The following is a 1,211-nucleotide window of genomic DNA, read 5'->3' as shown; positions in this document are numbered from 1 at the left end:
CGGTCGTTCCGGTTGTGTCTGGCCTCCGACGCCTTGGCCTTGGGGTATGGAGGGATCAGCCGGGTGGCCAGAGCCGCCGGCGTGTCGAGAACCACGATCCATGCGGGCCTGAGTGAGCTGCGCGCCCCGGCCTCGACGGGGACGGAGGGCATGCTCGATAAGGGGAAGCAGCGGGTTCGCCGTCCGGGTGGCGGGCGCAAGTCGCTTGCCGAGAAGGACGACACGCTGCTCGCGGACCTGAATTCCCTGCTGGATCCGGTCACGCGTGGCGATCCGATGTCGCCGTTGCGCTGGACGTCCAAGAGCACGACGAGACTGGCCGCCCAGCTGCGCGCACAAGGGCACAGGATCTCCCAGGCCACGGTCTGGCGGCTGCTGGACGAGCTGGGCTACAGCATGCAGTCCAACCGCAAGACGCGTGAGGGATCGGATCATCCCGACCGGGATGCGCAGTTCGGATTCATCAACGCCACGGCCGAGGAGTTCCTCGCTCACGGCTGGCCGGTCATCTCGGTGGACACGAAGAAGAAGGAGCTCATCGGCCCTTTCAAGAACGCCGGGAAGGAATGGCAGAGGAAGGGCGAGCCGGTGGAGGTCAACATGCACGATTTCGCCGACCCCGTGCTGGGAAAGGCCGTCCCCTACGGCGTCTATGACCTCGCGCGCAACGAGGGTTGGGTCAGCGTCGGCATCTCGCACGACACGGCGCAGTTCGCCGTCGAGGCGATCCGTCAGTGGTGGCTGCGGATGGGACGAAGCGCCTATCCGGCCACCCCCGAGATCCTGATCACCGCCGACGGGGGCGGAAGCAACGGCTCGCGGGTGCGCCTGTGGAAGACCGAGCTCCAGCGCCTGGCCGATGAGACGGGGCTGCGGCTGCATGTCCGGCACTTCCCGCCCGGCACGAGCAAATGGAACAAGATCGAGCATCGTCTGTTCTGCCACATCACCGAGAACTGGCGGGGCCGCCCCCTGGTCAGCCGCATGGTCGTCGTGGAGCTCATCGCCTCCACGCGCACGGCCCAAGGGCTGGCGGTTCATGCCGAGCTGGACGAGGCGACCTATGAGACCGGCAGGAAGGTCACCGACAAGGAGATGGACTCCCTGGCCATCGAGCGCAGCGACTTCCACGGAGAATGGAACTACAGCCTCTCGCCGCGCGGCATCCCAACACGTTGACTCGTTCATGTTGTTATGCATAGCGTCCTTAG

The 1,211-nt window shown here is 66.0% G+C and carries 1 protein-coding gene; it reads left to right on the top strand.

The window, feature by feature from the left end:
• Positions 1-1,179: ISAzo13 family transposase (locus Q8K99_13275; protein ID MDP2183526.1), on the top strand; the 1,179-nt coding region annotated here is incomplete at its 5' end.
• Positions 1,180-1,211 lie beyond the last annotated feature (32 nt).

The sequence above is a fragment of the Actinomycetota bacterium genome (genome assembly GCA_030682655.1).
Lineage (GTDB): Bacteria > Actinomycetota > Coriobacteriia > Anaerosomatales > JAUXNU01 > JAUXNU01.
This window is presented reverse-complemented; position numbering and strand designations above follow the sequence as displayed.